Annotated in this window: 19 protein-coding genes; 2 read left to right on the top strand and 17 right to left on the bottom strand. The window is 64.7% G+C overall.

The features are described from left to right. Positions 1–132: 132 nt before the first annotated feature. The 14 genes from AC6LKD_RS20610 to AC6LKD_RS20675 form a co-directional block, all read right to left on the bottom strand. Positions 133–2,220: a primosomal protein N' gene (locus AC6LKD_RS20610; RefSeq protein WP_498117310.1), complete on the bottom strand. Its 2,088-nt coding sequence runs from the start codon at positions 2,218–2,220 to the stop codon at positions 133–135. A gap of 304 nt (positions 2,221–2,524) precedes the next feature. Then, positions 2,525–3,598 carry a uroporphyrinogen decarboxylase gene (gene hemE / locus AC6LKD_RS20615; RefSeq protein ID WP_013391136.1) on the bottom strand — a complete coding sequence of 358 codons (1,074 nt, stop codon included), beginning with the start codon at positions 3,596–3,598 and terminating at the stop codon, positions 2,525–2,527. 176 nt (positions 3,599–3,774) lie between these two features. Beyond that, positions 3,775–4,587, bottom strand: a complete 813-nt coding sequence (locus AC6LKD_RS20620; RefSeq protein WP_013391135.1) for a helix-turn-helix domain-containing protein — start codon at positions 4,585–4,587, stop codon at positions 3,775–3,777. Between the two features lie 242 nt (positions 4,588–4,829). Beyond that, on the bottom strand, positions 4,830–5,255 hold the full coding sequence (locus AC6LKD_RS20625; RefSeq protein ID WP_013391134.1) for a F0F1 ATP synthase subunit epsilon: 426 nt from the start codon (positions 5,253–5,255) through the stop codon (positions 4,830–4,832). A gap of 9 nt (positions 5,256–5,264) precedes the next feature. Next, complete coding sequence (gene atpD / locus AC6LKD_RS20630; protein WP_013391133.1) at positions 5,265–6,665, bottom strand: F0F1 ATP synthase subunit beta; 1,401 nt, start codon at positions 6,663–6,665, stop codon at positions 5,265–5,267. Between the two features lie 43 nt (positions 6,666–6,708). Then, the gene (gene atpG, locus AC6LKD_RS20635) at positions 6,709–7,614 is read right to left on the bottom strand and encodes a F0F1 ATP synthase subunit gamma (RefSeq protein ID WP_013391132.1); all 906 of its coding nucleotides are present in this window, start codon (positions 7,612–7,614) and stop codon (positions 6,709–6,711) included. Between the two features lie 98 nt (positions 7,615–7,712). Beyond that, positions 7,713–9,254 (bottom strand): F0F1 ATP synthase subunit alpha, encoded by a 1,542-nt coding sequence (gene atpA / locus AC6LKD_RS20640; RefSeq protein ID WP_013391131.1) that lies wholly within the window; start codon positions 9,252–9,254, stop codon positions 7,713–7,715. Positions 9,255–9,282: 28 nt separating this feature from the next. Beyond that, positions 9,283–9,822 carry a F0F1 ATP synthase subunit delta gene (locus AC6LKD_RS20645; protein ID WP_013391130.1) on the bottom strand — a complete coding sequence of 180 codons (540 nt, stop codon included), beginning with the start codon at positions 9,820–9,822 and terminating at the stop codon, positions 9,283–9,285. A gap of 12 nt (positions 9,823–9,834) precedes the next feature. Beyond that, complete coding sequence (locus tag AC6LKD_RS20650) at positions 9,835–10,305, bottom strand: F0F1 ATP synthase subunit B (RefSeq protein WP_013391129.1); 471 nt, start codon at positions 10,303–10,305, stop codon at positions 9,835–9,837. A gap of 144 nt (positions 10,306–10,449) precedes the next feature. After that, the gene (gene atpE / locus AC6LKD_RS20655; protein WP_003815363.1) at positions 10,450–10,692 is read right to left on the bottom strand and encodes a F0F1 ATP synthase subunit C; all 243 of its coding nucleotides are present in this window, start codon (positions 10,690–10,692) and stop codon (positions 10,450–10,452) included. Positions 10,693–10,810: 118 nt separating this feature from the next. After that, positions 10,811–11,692 carry a F0F1 ATP synthase subunit A gene (atpB, locus tag AC6LKD_RS20660; RefSeq protein ID WP_013391128.1) on the bottom strand — a complete coding sequence of 294 codons (882 nt, stop codon included), beginning with the start codon at positions 11,690–11,692 and terminating at the stop codon, positions 10,811–10,813. Positions 11,693–11,774: 82 nt separating this feature from the next. Continuing rightward, on the bottom strand, positions 11,775–12,191 hold the full coding sequence (locus AC6LKD_RS20665; RefSeq protein WP_413772869.1) for an ATP synthase subunit I: 417 nt from the start codon (positions 12,189–12,191) through the stop codon (positions 11,775–11,777). 435 nt (positions 12,192–12,626) lie between these two features. Then, on the bottom strand, positions 12,627–14,177 hold the full coding sequence (locus AC6LKD_RS20670; protein ID WP_498117311.1) for a DUF1254 domain-containing protein: 1,551 nt from the start codon (positions 14,175–14,177) through the stop codon (positions 12,627–12,629). 256 nt (positions 14,178–14,433) lie between these two features. Next, the gene (locus tag AC6LKD_RS20675) at positions 14,434–15,210 is read right to left on the bottom strand and encodes an enoyl-CoA hydratase (RefSeq protein WP_498117313.1); all 777 of its coding nucleotides are present in this window, start codon (positions 15,208–15,210) and stop codon (positions 14,434–14,436) included. A gap of 31 nt (positions 15,211–15,241) precedes the next feature. Between AC6LKD_RS20675 and AC6LKD_RS20680 the strand changes: the two genes are divergently transcribed. After that, entirely contained in the window at positions 15,242–17,020 is a 1,779-nt protein-coding gene (locus tag AC6LKD_RS20680) for a M61 family metallopeptidase (RefSeq protein ID WP_498117314.1), read from the top strand. Between the two features lie 538 nt (positions 17,021–17,558). On the opposite strand, the gene AC6LKD_RS20685 is transcribed toward AC6LKD_RS20680, so the two are convergent. Continuing rightward, positions 17,559–18,440, bottom strand: a complete 882-nt coding sequence (locus AC6LKD_RS20685) for a LysR substrate-binding domain-containing protein (RefSeq protein ID WP_013391121.1) — start codon at positions 18,438–18,440, stop codon at positions 17,559–17,561. Positions 18,441–18,678: 238 nt separating this feature from the next. On the opposite strand from AC6LKD_RS20685, the gene AC6LKD_RS20690 reads away from it, so the two are divergent. Continuing rightward, complete coding sequence (locus tag AC6LKD_RS20690; RefSeq protein ID WP_498117315.1) at positions 18,679–19,440, top strand: maleate cis-trans isomerase family protein; 762 nt, start codon at positions 18,679–18,681, stop codon at positions 19,438–19,440. A 16-nt stretch (positions 19,441–19,456) separates the two neighbouring features. Here AC6LKD_RS20690 and AC6LKD_RS20695 read toward each other — a convergent pair whose 3' ends face one another. Continuing rightward, positions 19,457–20,086: an ANTAR domain-containing response regulator gene (locus AC6LKD_RS20695; protein ID WP_013391119.1), complete on the bottom strand. Its 630-nt coding sequence runs from the start codon at positions 20,084–20,086 to the stop codon at positions 19,457–19,459. Further along, positions 20,086–21,240: a transporter substrate-binding domain-containing protein gene (locus tag AC6LKD_RS20700; protein ID WP_013391118.1), complete on the bottom strand. Its 1,155-nt coding sequence runs from the start codon at positions 21,238–21,240 to the stop codon at positions 20,086–20,088. Before AC6LKD_RS20700 ends, AC6LKD_RS20695 begins: the two co-directional genes overlap by 1 nt. Positions 21,241–21,283: the final 43 nt, after the last annotated feature.

Below are 21,283 nucleotides of genomic sequence, written 5' to 3' on the forward strand. Positions count from 1 at the left end.
CAGCGGGCCGGTGATACGCGAGAAAAAGGGGACGGGCGCGGCCGCCGCAGCGGGCCTGCCGCGCCGGCGCGATAGAGGAGAAAGATCATAGAACAATCGGATCGGCGGTGCATCGGCCCTTGCCGCAAGCGATCAGATTTCCAGCGGATCGACTTCCAGCTGCCAGCGCACGCGCGCCTCATTGGCGAGGTACGGCAGGTGGTGCGACCAGGACGCCAGGAAGGCCTGCAAAGCCGGGCGGCTGCTGCTTTCCGCCAACAGCTGGGCGCGCTCGATGTTGGCGACGCGCACCACCCGCAACGGCACCGGGTCGTACAGCATGATGGCGTCCAGGCCCGGAAAGTCGGCCGCCCACTCCCCTTCCGGCAAGCTTCGCGCCCGCTCCAGGAACTCCTGGGCCACCTTCAGTTCGCGCGCCTCGGCGGTCAGGAGCGCCTGGTAGACGAAAGGCGGCAAGCCGGTGCTTTCGCGCTCGTGCAGAGCATGGCGGGCGAAGCCCGCGTAATCGTGCCGCAGCAGCGCCTGGTAGACCGGCTGCTCGGGGTAGCCAGTCTGTATCAGCACCTCGCCGTTGCCCTGGTGGCGGCCGGCCCGGCCCGCCACCTGCATCAGCTGCGCGAACAGGCGCTCCGGCGCGCGGAAGTCGTGCGCGAACAGCATCGAGTCCGCATTCAGCACGCCCACCAGTCCAAGGCGGGCGAAATCATGGCCCTTGGCCACCATCTGCGTGCCCACCAGGATATCCACCTCGCCCGCGTGCACCGAGGCGAACAACGCTTCGGCGCTGCCCTTCTTGCGGGTGCTGTCGGCGTCGATGCGCAGGATGCGGGCCTCGGGAAACAATTCCGCCAGGTGTTCTTCGACGCGCTGCGTGCCGCGCCCCATGGGCGCCAAGTCCTGGTCGCCGCATTCGGGACAAGCGCGCGGCACCGGGGCCTGATAGCCGCAGTGATGGCATTGCAGGCGGTGGCCCCGGCCATCGGTGCGATGCAGCACGGTGAACGTAGTGCAACGCGGGCAATTGCTGACCCAGGCGCAGGACTGGCAATGCAGCACCGGCGAATAGCCGCGCCGGTTCAGGAAGATGAGCGATTGCTCCTTGCGCTCCAGCCGCTGCGCAAGGGCGTCCAGCAGCTGCGGCGACATGCCATGCTTCAGTTGCAAGCGGCGCGTGTCCACCAGCCGCATCGACGGCAGACTGCTGGCGCGCGCCCGGCCCGGCAGGGTCAGGCGCAGATAGCGGCCGCGCTCGGCGTGCTGCCAGGTCTCCAGCGACGGCGTGGCCGATCCCAGCACCACCGGGATGCCCAGGTCATGGGCGCGCCACACCGCCAGATCGCGCGCCGAATAGCGCAGGCCGTCCTGCTGCTTGTAGGAGGCGTCGTGCTCCTCGTCCACCACGATCAGGCCCAACTGGCCCAGCGGCGCGAACACCGACATGCGCGTGCCCAGCAACATGCGCGCCTCGCCGCGCTGGGCGCGGGCCCAGGCCTGCAGGCGTTCGCCGTCGGACAGGCCGCTATGCATCACCGCCAGGCCATCCGGCCCGACCAGCGCCTCCAGACGCGCGCGCAGCGCGCTTTCCAGCTGCGGCGTCAGATTGATTTCGGGCACCATCAGCAGTACCTGGCGTCCTGCGGCCAGCACCTTTTCGGCCGCGCGCAGGTAGACCTCGGTCTTGCCGCTACCCGTCACGCCGTGCAGCAACACGGGCTTGAAGCCGTTCAGCGCGCCTATGGTGTCCACCGCCTCGCGTTGGGCGTCATTGAGTTCCGGCGGCTGATCGGCCTGGGCCGGCGCGCGCGCAGCCTTGCGCTTGCGTCCGTCCAGCCGCGCCACCGGTCCGCCGGCCGAGCGCTTGCCCTGATAGGCCGTGGGCTTGCGCAGCGGCGGCGGCAAGGTCGGCAGCATCACCTCGCCCAGCGGCCGCTGATAGTAGTCCGCGGCAAACCGGGCCAGGCGCAGCCAGTCCTCATCGAACGGCGGCAAGTCGTCCAGCACCTCTTCGATCGGCCGGATCTGCTTGGGGTCGAAGGACGGTTCCGCCGGGTTTTCCACCACCACGCCGATCAGCTTGCGGCGGCCGAACGGCACGATGACCCGCAGGCCGACCGTCACCGGGGCCTCGCTGCGGTAGTCGAACGGGCCGGGCAAGGGCACGTCCAGCGCCACGCGCACCCAGCAGACCGCGGGGGTCGTATTTGGCTGCGCTTCAGACATGGAGGCTAGGACGGTGCATGTAGAAGGATGATCCCGGATGATGGCGGCGTGCTCCGTTCCCGGCCTGTGGATAACTTTGGGGAAAAGGCTGGAGCAACATCGAAAATTGGAATTTGACAAGATTGCGCAAACTTGCGAAATCTTCTTGAAAACCATCAATTCATTATTTAAAACAATAACTTATGATGGCTTCCCAGATTGTAAACTAGCATCTAAAGGGTTTTCCCCGAGAGCAATCTTGCTGTGCACAAGTGTCCCCGGGGGCCCTCCTGCTCCGGCCCTTTAGACCGAAGCGTCCACTCACTTACCCCCGCAGCGAACGGCTGTGCTGGTGGACTTCATCCACCAATTCGGCTACGGCTTCCGGCGGAGTAAAGCGCGAAATTCCGTGCCCCAGATTGAACACGTGGCCGCCCTTGCCCACCGGTCCGAAGGCATCCAGCACGCGCCGCGCCTCGGCCCGGATGGCGGGTCCGCCGCCGAACAAAGCCATGGGATCCAGGTTGCCCTGGAACGCCACCGAGTCCCCGGTGCGCCGCCGCGCGGCGGCCAGATCCACCGTCCAGTCCAGGCCCACGGCGTCGGCGCCGCAGGCGGCAATCTGTTCCAGCCATTGGCCGCCGCCTTTGGTGAAGACAATGGCCGGCACGCGGCGGCCTTCGTGTTCGCGCTTCAGGCCGGCCACGACCTTGCGGGTGTAGGCCAGCGAAAACTGCTGGAACAGGCCGTCGGCCAGCACGCCGCCCCAGCTGTCGAACAGCATCACGGCTTGCGCGCCCGCGTCGATCTGCGCGTTCAGGTACTGCAGCGTGGCTTCGGCGTTGATCTCGAGTATGCGGTGCAGCAGGTCGGGACGCGCATACAGCATGGTCTTGATCAGGCGGTAATCATCGCTGCCCTGGCCTTCCACCATGTAGCAGGCGATGGTCCAGGGGCTGCCGGCAAAGCCGATCAGCGGGACCTTGCCGTCCAGGTCGCGCCGGATCGTGCGCACGGCGTCGAAGACATAGCGCAGCTTGTCCATGTCCGGCACTTCCAGGCGCGCCACGTCTTCCTCGGTACGCACCGGACGCGCGAAGCGCGGCCCCTCGCCTTCGGCGAAATCCAGGCCCAGGCCCATGGCGTGCGGCACCGTCAGGATGTCCGAGAACAGGATGGCCGCGTCCAGGTCGAAACGCTCCAGCGGCTGCAGCGTGACTTCCGAGGCGTACTCCGGATTCTGCGCGAGGCCCATGAAGGAACCCGCACGGGCCCGCGTCTGGCGGTACTCGGGCAAGTAGCGGCCGGCCTGGCGCATCAGCCAGATCGGGGTGTAGGGCACGGGCTCGCGCAACAGCGAGCGCAAGAACACATCGTTCTTCAGTACGGAAGCAGACACGACTATCCTCGATGATCGGAAGCCGTGATTTTACTTCCCCTGGCTGACAAATCCCGGCCCGCCGCCGGCCCGTGCTTGCCCGCGCGCAAGTACGGCGCTTTCCGCGCGGGACGACGCGTGCGACGCCCGGGTGGTGGAGCTGACGCGCCAGCAGTCCTGCCTGCCGCGCAGGCGCTTCAGGCACCCTGCTCCTGCGCGGCCTGCCGGTACGGCGCCGCCTCGATGCCGTGCTTGCGCATCAGCGCCCAGAAGGCCCGCCGGTGCTTGCAGCAGGCCCGCGCCGCCTGCGCCACGTTGCCGCCATGACGCGACAGCGCAAGCCGGATGTAGTCGCGCTCGAAGCCGTCCACCACCCGCGCCTTCGCGATCCGGAAGGATTCGTGCGCGAGCCGCGGGTGTTGATGACGCGGGCCGGGCACGGCGTGATCGACAAGATCGGACGCCACCCGGGCGCGCAAGGCTGCGGGACGAGGTAATCCGCCCGCGCCTGCCTGAGGCCGCGCCTCGCGGTACATCGTCGCGGGCTCACGGATCTCTACCCGCGCCGTGCCGCGCCCCTGCGCGGCGCGGGCCAGGCGACCGAGCCGCACCCGCAGGCTCTCCCGGCAGGCGGGCTGCGTCTCGAAATCCGATGCGCCCAGGCTCAGCAGGTCTTCGATGGCGGGCGCCTTCACGTCCGAGATCAGCAACAGCAACGGGGTAGTCAACACGGCGTCGGCCTGCTGCAAGGCCATGCGCGTCCAGGCCAGCGAAGACGGTGCCACGGGCAGGATGCAGCAGTCATAGCGCCTGAGCGCCACAGCCAACCGCGCCAGCGCCTGCACGTCCGCTTCCGGGACCGGGGCTTCAGGCACGGCGTCAGCCGCCGCATCTGCGGACGTATCGCGGGACGCCGCGCCAGCGGCGGCATAACGCACCGGACTCAGCGATACCAGGTGCAGCCGCACACGCATCTGCCTGGCCGGGTGCTGCGCAACCAGATCGCGCATCGCCCCTTCGTGGCCCGGCGCCAGCAGAACCCCGCAATCCAGGACTTCTCGCACGCTTTCCCCCTACGCTTCACTAGGCAAAACTGAAGGCTACTGTTGCAGCCGCCAGCCAGCTATTCGTAGTGATCGCATTGCGGCTCGCACAAAGGCGAATGCCGCAGCCTTGGCTCGGACATGAAAAAAGCGGCCCAAAGGCCGCTTTCTTCGAGTCCGGGGCGTACCCCGGGGCACAGCTTCGCCGCTTAGTGCGAACGGCCGCCTTGGCGCAGCTTGCGCGCCGCGATGGCTTGCGCAGCCAGCATGGCGAGTTCGGCTTCGACCACGGCGATGTCCGCCTTGTCCTTGGCGTTGGCCAGGGCCTGTTCGGCCTTCTGGCGCGCTTCCAGGGCGCGGGCTTCGTCCAGGTCGGCGGCACGGATAGCCGTGTCGGCCAGAACCGTCACGCTGCCCGGCTGCACTTCCAGAATGCCCCCGGCGACGAAGATGTTTTCCTCGCCTTGGTCGGCACGAACGATCTTGACCGTCCCGGGGCGTATGCGCGAAATCAGCGGGGTGTGGCCGGGCAGAATGCCCAGTTCACCCGCTTCGCCAGGCAGCACCACGAACTTCGCCTCACCGGAGAAGATCGCTTCCTCTGCGCTGACGACATCCACATGCAGGGTAGCCATATCGGTTCCTTATTGCAGTTTCTTGGCCTTCTCGAAGGCCTCGTCGATCGAGCCGACCATGTAGAAGGCCTGTTCCGGCAGTGCATCGCACTCGCCGTTCACGATCATCTTGAAACCACGGATGGTTTCGGCCAGCGGAACGTACTTGCCGGGCGAACCGGTAAACACTTCAGCAACGTGGAACGGCTGCGACAGGAAGCGCTGGATCTTGCGAGCGCGGGCCACGGCCTGCTTGTCTTCCGGCGACAGTTCGTCCATGCCCAGAATCGCGATGATGTCGCGCAGTTCCTTGTAGCGCTGCAGCGTTTGCTGCACGCCACGGGCAACGGCGTAGTGCTCTTCGCCCACGACTTGCGGGTCGAGCTGGCGGCTGGACGAATCCAGCGGGTCCACGGCCGGGTAGATACCCAGAGCGGCGATGTCACGCGACAGCACGACGGTCGAGTCCAAATGCTGGAAGGTCGTGGCAGGCGACGGGTCGGTCAAGTCGTCCGCAGGGACGTACACGGCCTGGATCGAGGTGATCGAGCCGGTCTTGGTCGACGTGATGCGCTCTTGCAGCTTGCCCATTTCTTCGGCCAGCGTGGGCTGGTAGCCCACCGCCGACGGCATACGGCCCAGCAGTGCGGACACTTCCGTACCGGCCAGGGTGTAGCGGTAGATGTTGTCCACGAAGAACAGGATGTCGCGGCCTTCGTCGCGGAACTTCTCGGCCATGGTCAGGCCGGTCAGCGCCACGCGCAGACGGTTGCCCGGGGGTTCGTTCATCTGACCGAACACCATCGCAACCTTGTCCAGAACGTTCGACTCTTCCATTTCGTGGTAGAAGTCGTTGCCTTCGCGGGTACGCTCACCCACGCCGGCGAACACCGACAAGCCGCTGTGCTGCTTGGCGATGTTGTTGATCAGTTCCATCATGTTGACGGTCTTGCCCACGCCGGCGCCGCCGAACAGGCCGACCTTGCCGCCCTTGGCGAACGGGCAAACCAGGTCAATAACCTTGATGCCGGTTTCCAGCAGTTCCACCGACGGCGACAGTTCGTCGAAACGGGGAGCCGGCTGGTGAATGCCGCGCTTTTCTTCGTGCTGAATGGGGCCGGCTTCGTCAATGGGACGACCCAGCACGTCCATGATGCGGCCCAGCGTGCCGGTGCCGACGGGCACCGAGATCGGGGCGCCCGTGCCCGTGACCTTCATGCCGCGGCGCAGGCCGTCGCTGGAGCCCAGCGCAATGGTACGCACCACGCCGTCGCCCAGCTGTTGCTGCACTTCCAGCGTCAGACCCTTTTCGGCGAACGAGGAACCCTCGTCGGCCAGGGTAAGCGCTTCGTAAATCTTGGGCATGTGATCGCGGGGGAACTGAATATCCACCACGGCGCCGATGCACTGAACGATGGTTCCGTTGCTCATGTCGATTCCTTGCTTGATAGCTTGTGACGGGATGCTGCCTGCCTCAAACGGCGGCAGCGCCCCCTACGATTTCCGAAATTTCTTTGGTGATCGCGGCCTGACGGGTCTTGTTGTAGACCAGTTGCAGATCGCCGATGACCTTCTTGGCGTTGTCCGACGCCGCCTTCATGGCGACCATCCGGGCCGACTGCTCCGAAGCCATGTTCTCGGCCACGGCTTGGTACAGCAGGCCTTCAACGTAACGCTGCAGCAGGTCGTCGATCACGCTACGGGCGTCGGGTTCGTAGATGTAATCCCAGCTGTAGTCCGACTTCACTTCCGAGGTCTTGGCCAGCTTCTCGGCACCCATCTGGTACGGATCATCCAAACCGCTGGCCAGGGGCAGCAGACGCAGGAACAGCGGCTCCTGCTTCATCGTGTTGACGAAGCGGGTCGAAGCCACGTACAGCGCGTCGATGCGGCCTTCCAGGTAGGCGTCCAGCTGCACCTTGATCGCGCCCAGCAGGCGGTCGAGTTGCGGCTTGTCGCCCAGTTGCACTTCCTGGGAAACCAGTTTGGCGCCGATGCGCGTCAGCACGCCCACGCCCTTGTTGCCGAAAGCGGTCGCTTGCACGGCGATGCCGTTCTTCTCGAACTCTTTCAGCTTGCCCAACGTCACGCGGGTGATGTTGGTGTTCAAGCCGCCGCACAAACCCTTGTCGGTCGTCACCATGACCACGCCGACCGCTTTGATTTCGCGTTCGACCAGGTACGGGTGGCTGTATTCGGGGTTGGCCTGCATCAGGTGCGCAGCAATCTCGCGCACCTTGGTGGCGTACGGACGGCCTGCACGCATCCGCTCCTGCGCCTTGCGCATTTTGGATGCGGCGACCATTTCCATCGCCTTGGTGATCTTGCGCGTGTTTTGCACGCTCTTGATCTTGGTTCGGATTTCCTTAATTCCGGGCATTGCGCTTTCCTGTGAAGACTGGCCGATGGGTTCCGCTGGCGCCTCATCCATCCGGGAAGGATGGGTGAGGCGTCGCGGACGCCTAACCCATCACTTTCTTAAAAAGCACCGTGCTTCTTGAATTCCTGAATGGCGGCGGCCAGTTCGGCCTCGTCATCCTTGGACAGTTCCTTGGTGTCTTCGATGCGCTGGATCAGGGCCGCATGCTTGGCCTTCAGTTGATCCTTCAGCGACTTCTCGAACGACAGCACTTGGGCCACGTCCACTTCATCCAGGTAGCCGTTGTTGACCGTGTACAGCGTGACGGCCAGTTCCCACACTTGCAGCGGCTGGTATTGCGGCTGCTTGAGCAGTTCCACCACGCGCTTGCCGCGTTCCAGCTGGCGACGGGTCGCGTCGTCCAGGTCGGAAGCGAACTGCGCGAAGGCGGCCAGTTCACGGTACTGCGCCAAGTCGGTACGGATACCGCCGGACAGCTTCTTGACGACCTTGGTCTGAGCAGCGCCACCCACACGCGACACCGAAATACCGGCGTTGATTGCGGGGCGGACACCGGCGTTGAACAGGTCGGTTTCCAGGAAGATCTGGCCGTCGGTGATCGAGATCACGTTGGTCGGAACGAAGGCCGACACGTCGCCTGCCTGGGTTTCGATGATCGGCAGCGCGGTCAGCGAACCGGTCTGGCCCTTGACGGCGCCGTTGGTGAACTTCTCGACGTACTCTTCGTTGACGCGGGCAGCGCGTTCCAGCAGGCGCGAGTGCAGGTAGAACACGTCGCCCGGGTAGGCTTCGCGGCCCGGCGGACGGCGCAGCAGCAGCGAGACCTGGCGATAGGCCCAGGCTTGCTTGGTCAGGTCGTCATAAACGATCAGGGCGTCTTCGCCGCGATCGCGGAAGTATTCGCCCATCGTGCAGCCGGCGTAGGCGGCCAGGTACTGCATGGCGGCCGAGTCGGAGGCCGAAGCGGCCACGACGATGGTGTATTCCATCGCGCCGTGCTCTTCCAGCTTGCGGACCACGTTGTTGATCGTGGAAGCCTTCTGGCCGATAGCGACGTACACGCAGGTGACGCCCTTGCCCTTCTGGCTGATGATGGTGTCGACAGCGACGGCGGTCTTGCCGGTCTGGCGGTCGCCAATGATCAGTTCGCGCTGGCCGCGGCCGATCGGCACCATCGAGTCGATAGCCTTGATGCCGGTTTGCAGCGGCTGCGACACCGAGCGGCGGGCGATAACGCCAGGCGCCACTTTTTCGATGATGTCGGTGGCCTTGGCGTTGACCGGGCCCTTGCCGTCGATCGGCTCGCCCAGCGTGTTGACCACGCGGCCTTTCAGTTCGGGACCGACCGGAACTTCCAGAATGCGGCCGGTCGTCTTGACCTGGTCGCCTTCGGAAACGCCGGTGTAGTCGCCGAGAATAACGGCGCCGACGGAATCACGCTCGAGGTTGAGCGCCAGACCGAAAACGTTGTTGGGGAATTCGAGCATTTCGCCCTGCATCACGTCGGACAAGCCGTGGATGCGGGTAATACCGTCGGTCACGGACACGACGGTGCCCTGAGTACGGACATCAGCCGAAGCGCCCAGGCCCTCGATGCGGCTCTTGAGCAGTTCGCTGATCTCGGAGGGATTGAGTTGCATATTGACTCCTGGAATCCTGTTAGTTGCCTTAAGCGGCGAGCTGATCGCGCATGCGGGCCAATTGGGCTTGTACGGAAGTATCGAGCACCTGGTCACCGACGGCCACGCGCACGCCGCCGATCAGCGACGGATCAACGGTGACGCTGGGCTTGAGCTTGAGGCCAAATTTTTGTTCGAGGGCGGTAACCAGTTCTTTGACCTGGGCATCGCTCAGTTCGAACGCGCTGGTGATTTCCGCCTGCGCCGTGCCGTCGTGACGATTCCGCAGCACCGCGAATTGCGCGGCGATGTCGGGCAGCAGCAGCAACCGGTCGTTTTCGACCAGCAGCTCGATGAAATTGCGGGCGGCTTGAGGCAGTTCGGCCTTTACCAGGCCGGAGAACAGCTCGACGCGCTGCTTGTCGCCCAGACGCGGGTCGGCCATGGCCTCGCGCACGTCGGGGTTGGAGGCGACCTGAGCCAGTTCGCTGACCAGGTCGGACCAGGCCGGCAAGCCGGCGCGGTCGTCGCGCGCCGCGCTGAAGAGCGCTTCAGCGTAGGGCCGGGCAACAGTGGAAAGTTCAGCCATGACGGTCCCGGATTAAAGCTGCGCGCGGAGCTGGTTGAGCAGCTCGGCGTGTGCGCGGGCGTCAACCTCGCGCTTGAGGATCTGTTCAGCACCCTTGACGGCCAGCGCAGCGACGTCGTCGCGCAGCAGGTCGCGGGCGCGCTGGACTTCCTGCGCGGCATCCTGGGCAGCCTGCGCCACGATGCGGGCGCGCTCGGCTTCCGCTTCACGGCGGGCCTGCTCGATCAGGGAGGCGGCTTGCTTCTCGGCCTCGATGATGCGGGCGTGGTTTTCGGACTTGGCAGAAGCCTCGATCAGACTGACGCGCGCCTGGGCTTGAGCCAGATCGGCTTTGCCCTTCTCGGCGGCGGCCAGGCCGTCGGCGATTTTCTGGCGGCGCTCGTCCATCGCCTTCGTCAGGGGGGGCCACACGAATTTCATCGTGAACCAGCCCAGAACGAAGAACACGAGCATCTGGAAAATGATCGTCGCGTTCAGATTCACGGTCGTTCCTTTAACACCTTGCGGCTCCGACCGCACCCGGAAAGGGGCGTCACGGAGCACTCGATACTTTGCTAGGCGGCGACGGAGCTTGCACCCGCATCGCCGCCAGCGTCATGACCCGCCTTTTCGCCGGCGGGCGGTGCCTTAGCCGACGAACGGGTTGGCGAAGGCGAACAGCATGGCGATACCCACGCCGATCAGGAATGCCGCGTCGATCAGGCCAGCCAGCAGGAACATCTTCGTTTGCAGAGCGTTCATCAGTTCAGGCTGACGAGCCGAGGCTTCCAGATACTTGCCGCCCATCAGTGCGATGCCGATGCAAGCGCCGATAGCGCCCAGACCGATGATAAGACCGCATGCGAGGGCAACGAAAGCGACGTTGGTCATGACAACTCCTTGGTTAGAAATCTGAAGTCAAAAATTGAAAAATAAGGGGTACTGCTCAATGCAAGATAATCTTGCTATCCCGTGCTGGCCGGGTGGCCAGCACGGGAAATTCGGGGGATCAGTGGCCTTCGTGAGCCTGGCCGAGGTACACCAGCGTCAGCATCATGAAGATGAAGGCCTGCAGCAGAACGATCAGGATGTGGAAGATCGCCCAGATGGAACCGGCCAGGATGTGACCGATGCCCAAGCCGATGCTGGCGCCGTTGAAACCGGTCCAGGCGCCGCCCAGCAGGGCGATCAGCATGAAAATCAGTTCGCCGGCGAACATGTTGCCGAACAACCGCATGCCCAGCGAGACGGACTTGGCGGCGTATTCGATCAGGTTCAGCAGCAGGTTGAACGGAGCCAGCACAATGGCGCCGATGCCGTGCGCATGGAACGGCGCGGTGAACAGTTCTTTGACGAAGCCGCCCGGGTGCTTGATCTTGATGCCGTAGTAGAACATCAGCAGCAGCACGCCCAGCGACATGCCCATCGGCACGTTCAGGTCGGCGGTCGGCAGAATGCGGTGGTAGTAGAGAGGGTCGCCATGCTCGGCACCCAGGCCGGTCAGACGCCAGATGGAGGGCAGCAAGTCGACGGGCAGCAGGTCCAGCGCGTTCATCAGGATGATCCAGAGGAACACGGTGAGCGCCAGCGGGGCGATGAAGAGACGGCTCTTGGCGTTGTGGACGATGCCCTTGGCCTGGTCGTCGACCATGTCGACGATCATTTCCACGAAGGCCTGGAAGCGGCCCGGCACGCCGTTGGTGGCGCGGCGCGCAGCGCGCCAGAGGAAAAAAATGACGATCAGGCCCATCAGGCCGGACCAGAACAACGAGTCGTAATTGATGATGTCGAACTGAGCAATAGCGCTCTGTTTCTCACCGGTATTGTTCAGATGCACCAGGTGGTGCTGAATATACGCGGACTGAGGCGACACGTCGCTGGCAGCAGCCATTTGAATCCTACCCTATTTGCTGTGCCCGGCCCTTGCGAACCGGACGATTCCACGATTTCGTTTGCCGCAAACCTGCTCGGCGCTATGACAACTTGCGGAACATCAAGAGCAAGAGATAGCCCTTCAATGTGAGTATCAGACCGAGCAGCGCGGCAGGCCATACGAGGCTGTCCTGCGCCACACGCGAAAGCAGCCACAACAGCAACGCCGTTGCGAACAACTTGATCAACTCACCAGAGAGAAAGGTAAAGGGACTGGACTTACCGGCCCGTACGCTGACAGCCAGGCGCAATGCGAACAACGCATTGGGAATGAAATACGCTCCCGCCCCCGCCAGCGCCGACCAACCTGCCGCCGCCCCTCCGACAACCCCCGCTATCACTGCTGCTGCGAGCCCCATGGCACCTTGCGCTGCCAATGCCAACAGGAGCCCGCGGCTTGCTTGAGCATTCAGCGCCGCGCGATCCGCGTCACTGAGAACCAGAACTTTATCCGTCATGTCGTGGTCAAACATTGCTTGCTGCTGACCCTGACCTTCAACCGGACCCTGCCGCACTTCCTGCTGCATGGAGTTCTGTTGCATCAAACTTCCTCGCTTTGCTTCTTTGCCCCTATCAGAACCGGCGCGTCCCGCTGCCCGTAGCTGCCTCCCATAGCCGGCGCCAAGTCGTTGATTTCAAAAGGCTCATCAACGCCGTGCCTGCTACTTGTCAGCCGCTACGTGTTCTTATCCCGCAAGCGTCAAACCCGCAGAGTATAGCGTGATTCTTTTTACCCTAGCAAATGAACTTTCGGCCGTTTGTAAGGTGCAAACAACGCTTGGATCTGACGAAATTAGGGACGCGAATCAGCCCGCAACGCACGGTGCGCAAACCCTGCGCCATGCAACGCGGCCTCCGCAATGGAGGCCGCGCTTTATACCATCAAAACAAGGTCAGTCTTCCTTGACCGGCGGCGGCGCCCACAGACCGTCCAGCGCCGTATCCTGGGGCGAATACAGGCGCATGCTGAGCAGGAACGGCGCATCGGCCGCCGGCGAGGCGATCCAGTTCGAACGCTTGCGTTCGCCGGGGTCGCGGCGCTGGATGTAGATGTCCAGCGAGCCGTCGGCGTTGTACTTCAGGCCGTCGGTGCTGCGCAGCACGTAGCGGTTGGCCGGATTGTCGGCAAAACCGTGGTTCGCGTCGTAGACGTGCAGCGACCAGAAGGCATTCGCCGGCGGCAACTGGCCCTTGTCGAAGTGCAGCACATAGTCCTCGTTGGAGTTCAGCGCGCGGCCCTTGGAATCGGACACCGTCACCGGGTAGAGCACGTCCTCGGGCGTCGGCGCGCCCAGGCCGGCATAGGCGATGGCGGCACGCCGCGTGTAGTCGGTGCCGTAGGTGCCGATGCCGGACAGCACGGTGCTCCAGCCGTTCATGGGCGTGCCCAGGCGCGACACGCCATCGGCGATGCGCCGGCCGGCCAGCGGCTGGGCCTGCGCCAGCGCCTGCTGCACAGCCGGATTCAGGCGGCCATACGAGAACGGTTGGCGGCTGTCCAGGCCGATGCGGCGCATGCGGTCCAGGATGGGCGTGTCATTAGCGTGCGGCGGGTTGTTGCGCATCACGTCGAAGAACAGCGTGAAGAACGAGGCGGCATCCATGCCCGCGGCCTGCTCGGCAGGCGTGCCGTCGGGTACCGTCACGGGCATGGGCGGCGGCAGGTCGCTGCCGATTGGCGCCGAACCCACGCCGGGACCGGTCTGCGGATAAGCGCTGCGGGAGCCGCGGTTGACGGCGGGCCGAGCGGTGGCGGACGCAGCCAGCGGACTGGCGGTCATGCCGGCCTGGATCTGATTGACGGCCGCGTAGTCTTGCGGGCCGCCCGCCTGGGTCCAGCCGATCAGCCAGCCGGTGGCGGTGGGGCTGTGGATCACGTCCATGCCGGGCGGCACGCTGCCTTGCCAGCCGGGGCCGACGATGGCGAAGGATTGGGCGCCGTTGCCATTGGTACGCGTGCCGCGCGAGGCGAACACGTCGCTCCACATGTCCAGCGCCGACAACACCATATAGCGGTCGCCGGTGGCGGGCAGGTTCACGATCAGCGGCGCGCGCGACACGTCGAACCACAGGCTGGAATAGAGCGCATCGGCGCTGGGCCACGGCACGTCGCCGGCGCGCGGATCCGGGAAGGCGGCCTTGTGGCCGAATTGATTCACCGGCGCCTTGCCGTCCAGCGGCGTCTGCACGGCGGTGGCCTTGCGGCGCGCCAGCTCCATCAGCACCATCGGATAGGCGTAGACATAGGCGTCGATGGCGATGTCGCGCAGCTCTTGCTCGCTCATCTGCGCGGCGGGCGCGGAAGCGGCCGGATATGGCGTCTCGGACACCAGGCGCAAGGAGGGACGCGGCGATTGCGCCTGCGCGGCGGTAACGAAGCAGGCGCTCAGCGCGCCGGCGAGAACCGCGGCGGACCACCGGCGGGTAGCGATAGATGTACGCATGCAAGGCTCCTTCTTGGTTTTGTCTGCAAGCGAGCCGCCGCGCCGGGCTTGCCAGTTCGGGCAAGCCTCTCTGGCGCGGCACCTCGTGGTGACGCTTTTTCAGGATAGGACCGAACTCTGCAACAAGGTGCTGCCCAAGCGTTTCAAGGCGCAACACGGCGCGCACTAGAGCATGCATGCAAAAAAATCGCGCCCTGAGTGGGCGCGAGGGGCGAATCCGGGTGCGCTCGGACCATAGGCCCGGGCGTAACAAGGATTAACGGTGTTTGAAGTCCGGTTTACGCTTTTCAGTGAAAGCCGCCATGCCTTCCTTCTGGTCTTCGGTCGCGAACAGCGAATGGAACACGCGGCGCTCGAACAGCAGGCCTTCGTTAAGCGAACCTTCGAAGGCGCGGTTGACGCATTCCTTGGCCATCATGACCGAGGGCAGCGACATGGAGGCGATGACGGTGGCCGCGTCCATGGCTTCTTCCATGAGCTTGTCGGCCGCAACCACGCGCGACACCAGGCCGGCGCGTTCCGCTTCCTCTGCGCCCATCATGCGGGCGGTCAGCGCCAGGTCCATGGCCTTGGCCTTGCCCACCGCGCGCGGCAGGCGCTGGGTGCCGCCGGCGCCCGGGATCACGCCCAGCTTGATTTCGGGCTGGCCGAACTTGGCGGTATCAGCGGCGATGATGATGTCGCACATCATGGCCAGTTCGCAGCCGCCGCCCAGGGCGTAGCCAGCCACGGCGGCGATCACCGGCTTCTTGATGCGCTTGAGCGTTTCCCAGTTGCGCGTGATGTATTCGTTGCCATACACGTCCATGTACGACCAGTCTTTCATGGCGCCGATGTCGGCGCCGGCGGCAAAGGCTTTTTCGCTGCCGGTGATGACCACGGCGCCGATACCGGCATCCGCTTCGAACGCCAGCAAGGCCGCGCCGAGCTCATCCATCAGTTGATCGTTCAAGGCGTTCAGGGCCTTGGGACGGTTCAGCGTCAGCAGGCCGACGCGGCCCCGGGTTTCGACCAGCACAAACGACTCGCTCATTGATGTCTCCGAATAAGTATGAAAGTAAGATATGTCCATGGAAAAAGACAACGCTCTGCCGCTACTTTACCGCCTCGCGCCCCACGACCCGGCCGGACACCGCTACCGGATAACCCTAAGCATCGCAGCGCCCTCCCCCGGCGGCCAGCGCCTGTCGCTGCCGGCCTGGATTCCGGGCAGCTACCTGATCCGCGATTTCTCGCGCCAGATCGAATCGCTGGCGGCCTATTCGGGCTCGCGACGCGTACCGGTCGAGAAGATCGACAACCACACCTGGCAGGCCGCGCCCTGCGAGGGTCCGCTGCGGGTCGAGTACGAAGTCTATGCCTGGGACCTGTCGGTGCGCGGTGCGCACCTGGATGAGACTCACGGCTTTTTCAATGGCACCAGCGTGTTCCTGCGGGTGCATGGACAGGACCATCTGCCGTGCCTGGTGGACCTGGCGCCGCCGCGTTCGATCCAGGGCTGGAAGGTCTACACCAGCCTGCCTGAAGCGCGCGGCCACAAGGGCGCCGCGCGCCGCCATGGTTTCGGGTTGTACCTGGCGCCCGGCTATGACGCGCTGATCGATCATCCGGTGGAGATGGGCACGCCGCAGGTGTCGAGTTTCGTGGCGCATGGCGCGGAACACGAGTTGGTATTCACCGGGGTTGCGCCCAATCTGGATCTGGCGCGGATCACGGAAGACGTGCGCAAGATCTGCGAGACGCAGATCGCGTTCTTCGAGCCGCGCAGCAAGCGCGCGCCTTTCCTGGATAGCTCGGACCGCTACGTGTTCATGACGATGGTCACGGGCGACGGCTATGGCGGGCTGGAGCATCGCGCCAGCACGGCGCTGATGACGGCGCGCAAGGACTTGCCGGTGATGGGCCAGCAGGGCCAGGGCGAGGGCTATCGCGGTTTCCTGGGGCTGGTGAGCCATGAGTATTTCCATACCTGGAACGTCAAGCGGATCAAGCCGGAAGCCTTTGTTCCCTACGATCTTTCGCAGCCTGACCTGACGCGCCTGCTGTGGGTGTTCGAGGGTTTCACTTCCTATTACGACGATCTGCTGCTGCTGCGTTCAGGCGCGATCACGCAGCCGGACTATCTGCGTCTGCTGGCCAAGACCATCACCAGCGTGGCGCGCACGCCGGGGCGTACGAAGCAGTCGGTGGCGGAGAGTTCATTCGATGCCTGGACGCGCTATTACAAGCAGGACGAGAATTCGCCGAATGCGCTGGTCAGCTATTACACCAAGGGCGCGCTGGTCGCGTTGGGACTGGATCTGCTGATCCGCCGGGAAACGGACGGGGTGCGCTCGCTGGATGATGTGATGCGTTTGCTGTGGGGCCGGTATGGGCGTGACTTTTATCAGGGCAAGCCGCAGGGTTTGGCCGAGGACGGGCTGCCGGCGTTGATTCTCGAGGCCACGGGCGTTGATACTCGGCGCTTCATTGCACGCCATGCCTATGGGACGGCGGATGTGCCGCTGGCCGAATTGCTGGAGCCGCAGGGCATCAAGCTGCAATGGAAGACGGCGGCCAATATTCCTTCGCTGGATGTGCGTACGCGCAAGCAGGGGGAGTCGCTGGTGCTGGCGACGGTGCTGGAGGGCGGCGCAGGGCATAAGGGCGGCTTGTCTGCCGGGGATGTGCTGGTGGCGGTGGATGGCTTGCGGGTGGATGCGCCGGCGGGGCTGGAGCTGTTGCTGGCGCAGTATCGGGCGGGTGACCGGATTACTGTGCATGTGTTCCGGCGGGATGAGTTGAGGGAGTTCCGGGTTAGGTTGAGTCCGCCTGAGGCTTTGGATTGTGTATTGACGGGTTGAGTGTTTTTACTTCGCTCGGTTTTTTTGGGGGCCGTGTGTTGTGGGACGGTCCTTGTTTTTTGGGCGGCCGGGTTTGGATTCTTAAGGCCGCCCGGCGCGGCGGCCCAGCCGGTGGCGCGGGGCAACGATTGCGGTCCGGAGCCTACGCTCCGGACTGCCCCTGCGTCATCCTCGTACGCCTTCGGCTCCCTACGGATTCCCTTGGGCTTATCGACGCCCCGCGCCACCGGCTGGGCCGCCGCGCCGGGCTCGGTTGTATGAATCTTTACGGGCGCTGGGACGAGCTGGGTGCTTGGGGTTCTGGCCTCGGTCTGGGGTTTGGCGAAGATCTTGCGGGGTCCGCCCCAGGGCGGCCGCGCGGGCGGCCTTCTGGGGCTTACGCGGAGTCTTGCGTCGGATGGTGACGCTGCGCGACGGTCACTGCCCTTCGTTGGCACCGTTGCGTTGGATGTTATGGCGCACCTCGCACGGTTCCCGGGATTCCGGCGTCTGGCATCAGTATGGCCACGACATTTTTGGACCGTCAGCGATTACGCCCTCACTCCTCCTTCATCTGCGCCGCAGTCTGCAAGAACGTATCCAACGCGCGTCTCCTGCCCAGCCTGCGGGTGACGGCGTAGACCATGGCGCGGGAGATATTGGCGGGCAGGCTGCAGATGGCGACCCGGTCGGTGGCATGGCGGCAGGTGGAACGCGGAACCAGGGCCACGCCCAGGCCTGCGGCGACGAGCGCCAGTTGCGCCGGGACTTCGGCGACGGTTTGGGCGGCGGACAGGGGCAGGCCGGCGCGGGCGCAGGTTTCGGCCAGGGTGCGGGCGAAGGCCGACGTGTCCTGGCGCAGCATGACGAAGGCTTGGCCGGCCAGGTCCTTCAGCTCCAGCCGCTTGCGAGCGGAGAGGGGGTGGCCCTTGGGGAGCACGGCCACGACGGGATCGGGCCATAGGGGCATGGACTGTAGTTCCTCGTCGTCGACGGCGGTGCGGGAGATGCTGACGTCGATGCGGTGTCCGCGCAGCGCGTCCAGTTGCGCGGCGGGATTCATTTCGTTGAGCAGCACGGAGACCTGGGGATGGGACGCCTTGTAGCGCGCGATCAAGGCGGGGACTGGGCCCATGAAGTGCGATCCGGACAGGCCCACTTCGATGCGGCCCGCCAGGCCCTGGTCCACGGCGCGGACCCGCACGGTGGCGTCCTTCAGACTGGCGAGGAGCGCGCGTACATCGTTGAGGAAAGCTTCGCCGGCTTCGGTCAGGGTCACGCGGCGGTTGTTGCGGTCGAACAGCTTGACCTCTAGTTCGCGCTCCAGCTGCGCAATCTGCAGGCTGAGCGGCGGTTGCGAAATGTGCAGGCGTGCGGCGGCGCGGGTGAAGTTGAGTTCTTCGGCCAGCACGGCGAAATAGCGCAGTTGGCGGATTTCCATGGCGGTCAGTTATTTGGGAAAGATATCAAACCAGATAAAAACTATATTGGAAAATATCGTTCCCGGCGACCAGAATAAGTCCTGCCGATAGAGCACACGAGCACATCCGGGGACCTGCCATGAGACCGGCGCTAGCCGCCGCAGGCTCCGCCATCGGCTGACATCCGCATTCCGTATCGCCGAACTCCCGCGCATCGCAGCGGGCCGGCCCCTCTTACGCCTTTCGAGGAGCATCGCCATGACCACTTCCCACCGCGCCCTGCGCATCGGCCAGATCGTGCCCAGTTCCAATACCACCATGGAAACCGAGATCCCGGCCATGCTGCGCCTGCGCGAGACCATTGCGCCGGAACGTTTCACCTTCCATTCCAGCCGCATGCGCATGAAGCAGGTGACGGCAGCGGAACTGGCGTCGATGGACCGCGAATCGGACCGTTGCGCGCAGGAACTGTCCGACGCGCGGGTGGACGTGCTGGGCTATGCCTGCCTGGTGGCGATCATGAGCCAGGGACTGGGTTATCACCGCGTCTCTCAGGAACGCCTGCACCAGGCCACGGTGGACAACGGCGCGCCGGCGCCGGTGATCTCCAGCGCGGGCGCGCTGGTGGAAGGCCTGCACGCCATTGGCGCGCGCAAGGTCTCGATCCTGACGCCCTATATGAAGCCGCTGACCAAGCTGGTGGTGGACTACATCGAAAACGAAGGCATCGAGGTGCAGGACAGCCTGTCGCTGGAGATCCCGGACAATCTGAAGGTCGGCGCGCAGGATCCGATGGCGCCTGCCAGCCATGTGGAGCGCCTGAACACGCGCGGCGTGGACGCGGTGGTGTTGTCCGCCTGCGTGCAGATGCCGTCCTTGGCATCGATCCAGCCGACACAGGATCGCCTGGGCCTGCCGGTGGTGACGGCCGCCGCAGCGACGGTCTACCGGATGCTGAAGGTGCTGGACCTGGAAGCGCGCGTGCCCAACGCGGGCGAGCTGCTGACCGGCAAGTACTGAGCCGGCGCGGGGCGCCCTACTTGCCCAGCGACAGGATCTCGTTGGCGTTGACGATGGCGCCCGCGATTTCCTCGGTGGTGACGCGCTTGTTCATGGCCTGCTCGCGGATCAGGTCGTAGGCCTGGTCCTCGGTGACGTTGCGCGTGCGCATGAGGATGCTCTTGGCCTCCGCGATACGGCGCACGCCCAGCAGCTTGCCCTCGAGCTTGCGCAGGCGCCGGGCATGCGACTTGATGTCGTCATAGACCTGGCGCGCCACCACCAGCGAAGACAGCAGGCCGAATGAGCGCACGGGCGAAGGCAGCACCGCTTTCGCGCCGATGCGCAGCACGGCCTCGACGATGGTCGGATTCTCGTAGGTGACGATGGCAATGACCATGGGCGCGTCGTCGCTCTTGGCCCATTCGAAGCCCAGGTCGATCACGTCCGGCCGCACGGCCAGGAATACCGCGTCCAGCCCTTCGGGCAGGGTGGGCGCCGGCGGCCAGAAGGTCTGGACCTGACAGCCGATGCGCTGAAGCTGTTGCGTCAACTGGCGGCCGTCGGCGTCGTCGGGATGATAGACCGCGATCCGCAGCGTGCGCAGGTCCTTGAGCAGGGAAGGCGTCGCGCGCTCCGCGCGCTGGCGGCTGGCGGTATCGCCCATCAGATGTCCAGCGAGCTCAGGGTGGCCGTCCAGTCGCCCAGCGAATGGGTGACCAGGTACGGATCGGGATGCACGGACCGCGTGGCCTCGCGCACGATGGTGAATTGGCCCTTGGCATTGACCCGGCCGACACGCGGATACAGGCAAGTGTGATGATTGGTGGGATCGATGCGCACCCGGCCCTGGGGCGCCTGGAATTCGCTTTGCAGCACGCGCGGCAGAATTTGCGCGATCTCGTCGGTGCCAGTGTCGCGGAAGGCGTTGGCGAAGATGTGCATCTGGAAGTACGCCGCTTCCCAGCAAAGATTGGGCACGCAATCGTGGCCGAAGCGCCGCCGCAAGCGTTCCAGGCAGCGCCGGTTGATGTCGGAATCGATGGACTGGAAGTACGGCGCGGAGGTGAAATGGCCGGCTGCGACCTCGGGCTCCATCTGCGAGATCTCCGCTTCGGAGGTCGTCAGGCTGGCGATGGGCATGGTCTTCGGATCGAAGCCCGCGTCCGCGTAGGCGCGGTACAGGCAAGCGGTGGAGTTGCCGACCACGGTGGAGAAGATGAAGTCCGGGCGCTTGTTGCGGATGTCGTCCAGAATTTCCCGGTAATCGCGCTCGGTCGCGGTCAAGGGCACGTAGCGCTCGCCGAGCTTGGCGCTATCCTGCCGCTGCAACACGAGTTCGCCCATGATGCGGTTGGACTCGTAGGGATAGATGTAGTCCGAGCCGATCAGGTAGACCCGGGCGCCGAAGTTGGCGGTCATGAACTCCGCCAGTTGCACGCTGTTCTGGTTGGGCGCGGCGCCGGTATAGATGATGTTGTTCGAGAACTCGAACCCTTCGTACAGCGTCGGGTAGAACAGCAGCCGGTTCCACTTCTCGACCACCGGCAGCACCGCCTTGCGGCTGCTGGACATATAGCAGCCGAATATGACGTTTACGCGGTCTTGCGTGATCAGCTTTTCGGCCAGCACGCTGTAGGTGGCGGGGTCCGACCTCGGGTCGTAACGCACCGGCACGATCTCACGGCCGTCGACGCCGCCCGCCTCGTTGATCTCGTCGATGGCCAGCAGCGTGCCTTGCAGCTGGGAACGGCCTATGGTCGATGTGGCCCCCGTTTCAGAGAACAACACGCCTACACGGATGGGATCTTTGTTTGCCATGATCGGGAGGCCCGCTGGCGCGGACATCCATCCTTTTTCGAGT

The sequence above is a fragment of the Achromobacter sp. D7-1 genome (genome assembly GCF_059760445.1).

Excerpts from the sequence above, each read along its gene's own strand:
- AC6LKD_RS20610 (WP_498117310.1), bottom strand. The coding sequence starts at position 2,220 with ATGTCTGAAGCGCAGCCAAATACGACCCCCGCGGTCTGCTGGGTGCGC.
- AC6LKD_RS20620 (WP_013391135.1), bottom strand. The coding sequence starts at position 4,587 with ATGCGCGATCTGGTTGCGCAGCACCCGGCCAGGCAGATGCGTGTGCGG.
- AC6LKD_RS20625 (WP_013391134.1), bottom strand. The coding sequence starts at position 5,255 with ATGGCTACCCTGCATGTGGATGTCGTCAGCGCAGAGGAAGCGATCTTC.
- atpD (WP_013391133.1), bottom strand. The coding sequence starts at position 6,665 with ATGAGCAACGGAACCATCGTTCAGTGCATCGGCGCCGTGGTGGATATT.
- atpG (WP_013391132.1), bottom strand. The coding sequence starts at position 7,614 with ATGCCCGGAATTAAGGAAATCCGAACCAAGATCAAGAGCGTGCAAAAC.
- atpA (WP_013391131.1), bottom strand. The coding sequence starts at position 9,254 with ATGCAACTCAATCCCTCCGAGATCAGCGAACTGCTCAAGAGCCGCATC.
- AC6LKD_RS20645 (WP_013391130.1), bottom strand. The coding sequence starts at position 9,822 with ATGGCTGAACTTTCCACTGTTGCCCGGCCCTACGCTGAAGCGCTCTTC.
- atpE (WP_003815363.1), bottom strand. The coding sequence starts at position 10,692 with ATGACCAACGTCGCTTTCGTTGCCCTCGCATGCGGTCTTATCATCGGT.
- atpB (WP_013391128.1), bottom strand. The coding sequence starts at position 11,692 with ATGGCTGCTGCCAGCGACGTGTCGCCTCAGTCCGCGTATATTCAGCAC.
- AC6LKD_RS20665 (WP_413772869.1), bottom strand. The coding sequence starts at position 12,191 with ATGACGGATAAAGTTCTGGTTCTCAGTGACGCGGATCGCGCGGCGCTG.
- AC6LKD_RS20670 (WP_498117311.1), bottom strand. The coding sequence starts at position 14,177 with ATGCGTACATCTATCGCTACCCGCCGGTGGTCCGCCGCGGTTCTCGCC.
- AC6LKD_RS20675 (WP_498117313.1), bottom strand. The coding sequence starts at position 15,210 with ATGAGCGAGTCGTTTGTGCTGGTCGAAACCCGGGGCCGCGTCGGCCTG.
- AC6LKD_RS20680 (WP_498117314.1), top strand. The coding sequence starts at position 15,242 with ATGTCCATGGAAAAAGACAACGCTCTGCCGCTACTTTACCGCCTCGCG.
- AC6LKD_RS20685 (WP_013391121.1), bottom strand. The coding sequence starts at position 18,440 with ATGGAAATCCGCCAACTGCGCTATTTCGCCGTGCTGGCCGAAGAACTC.
- AC6LKD_RS20690 (WP_498117315.1), top strand. The coding sequence starts at position 18,679 with ATGACCACTTCCCACCGCGCCCTGCGCATCGGCCAGATCGTGCCCAGT.
- AC6LKD_RS20695 (WP_013391119.1), bottom strand. The coding sequence starts at position 20,086 with ATGGGCGATACCGCCAGCCGCCAGCGCGCGGAGCGCGCGACGCCTTCC.
- AC6LKD_RS20700 (WP_013391118.1), bottom strand. The coding sequence starts at position 21,240 with ATGGCAAACAAAGATCCCATCCGTGTAGGCGTGTTGTTCTCTGAAACG.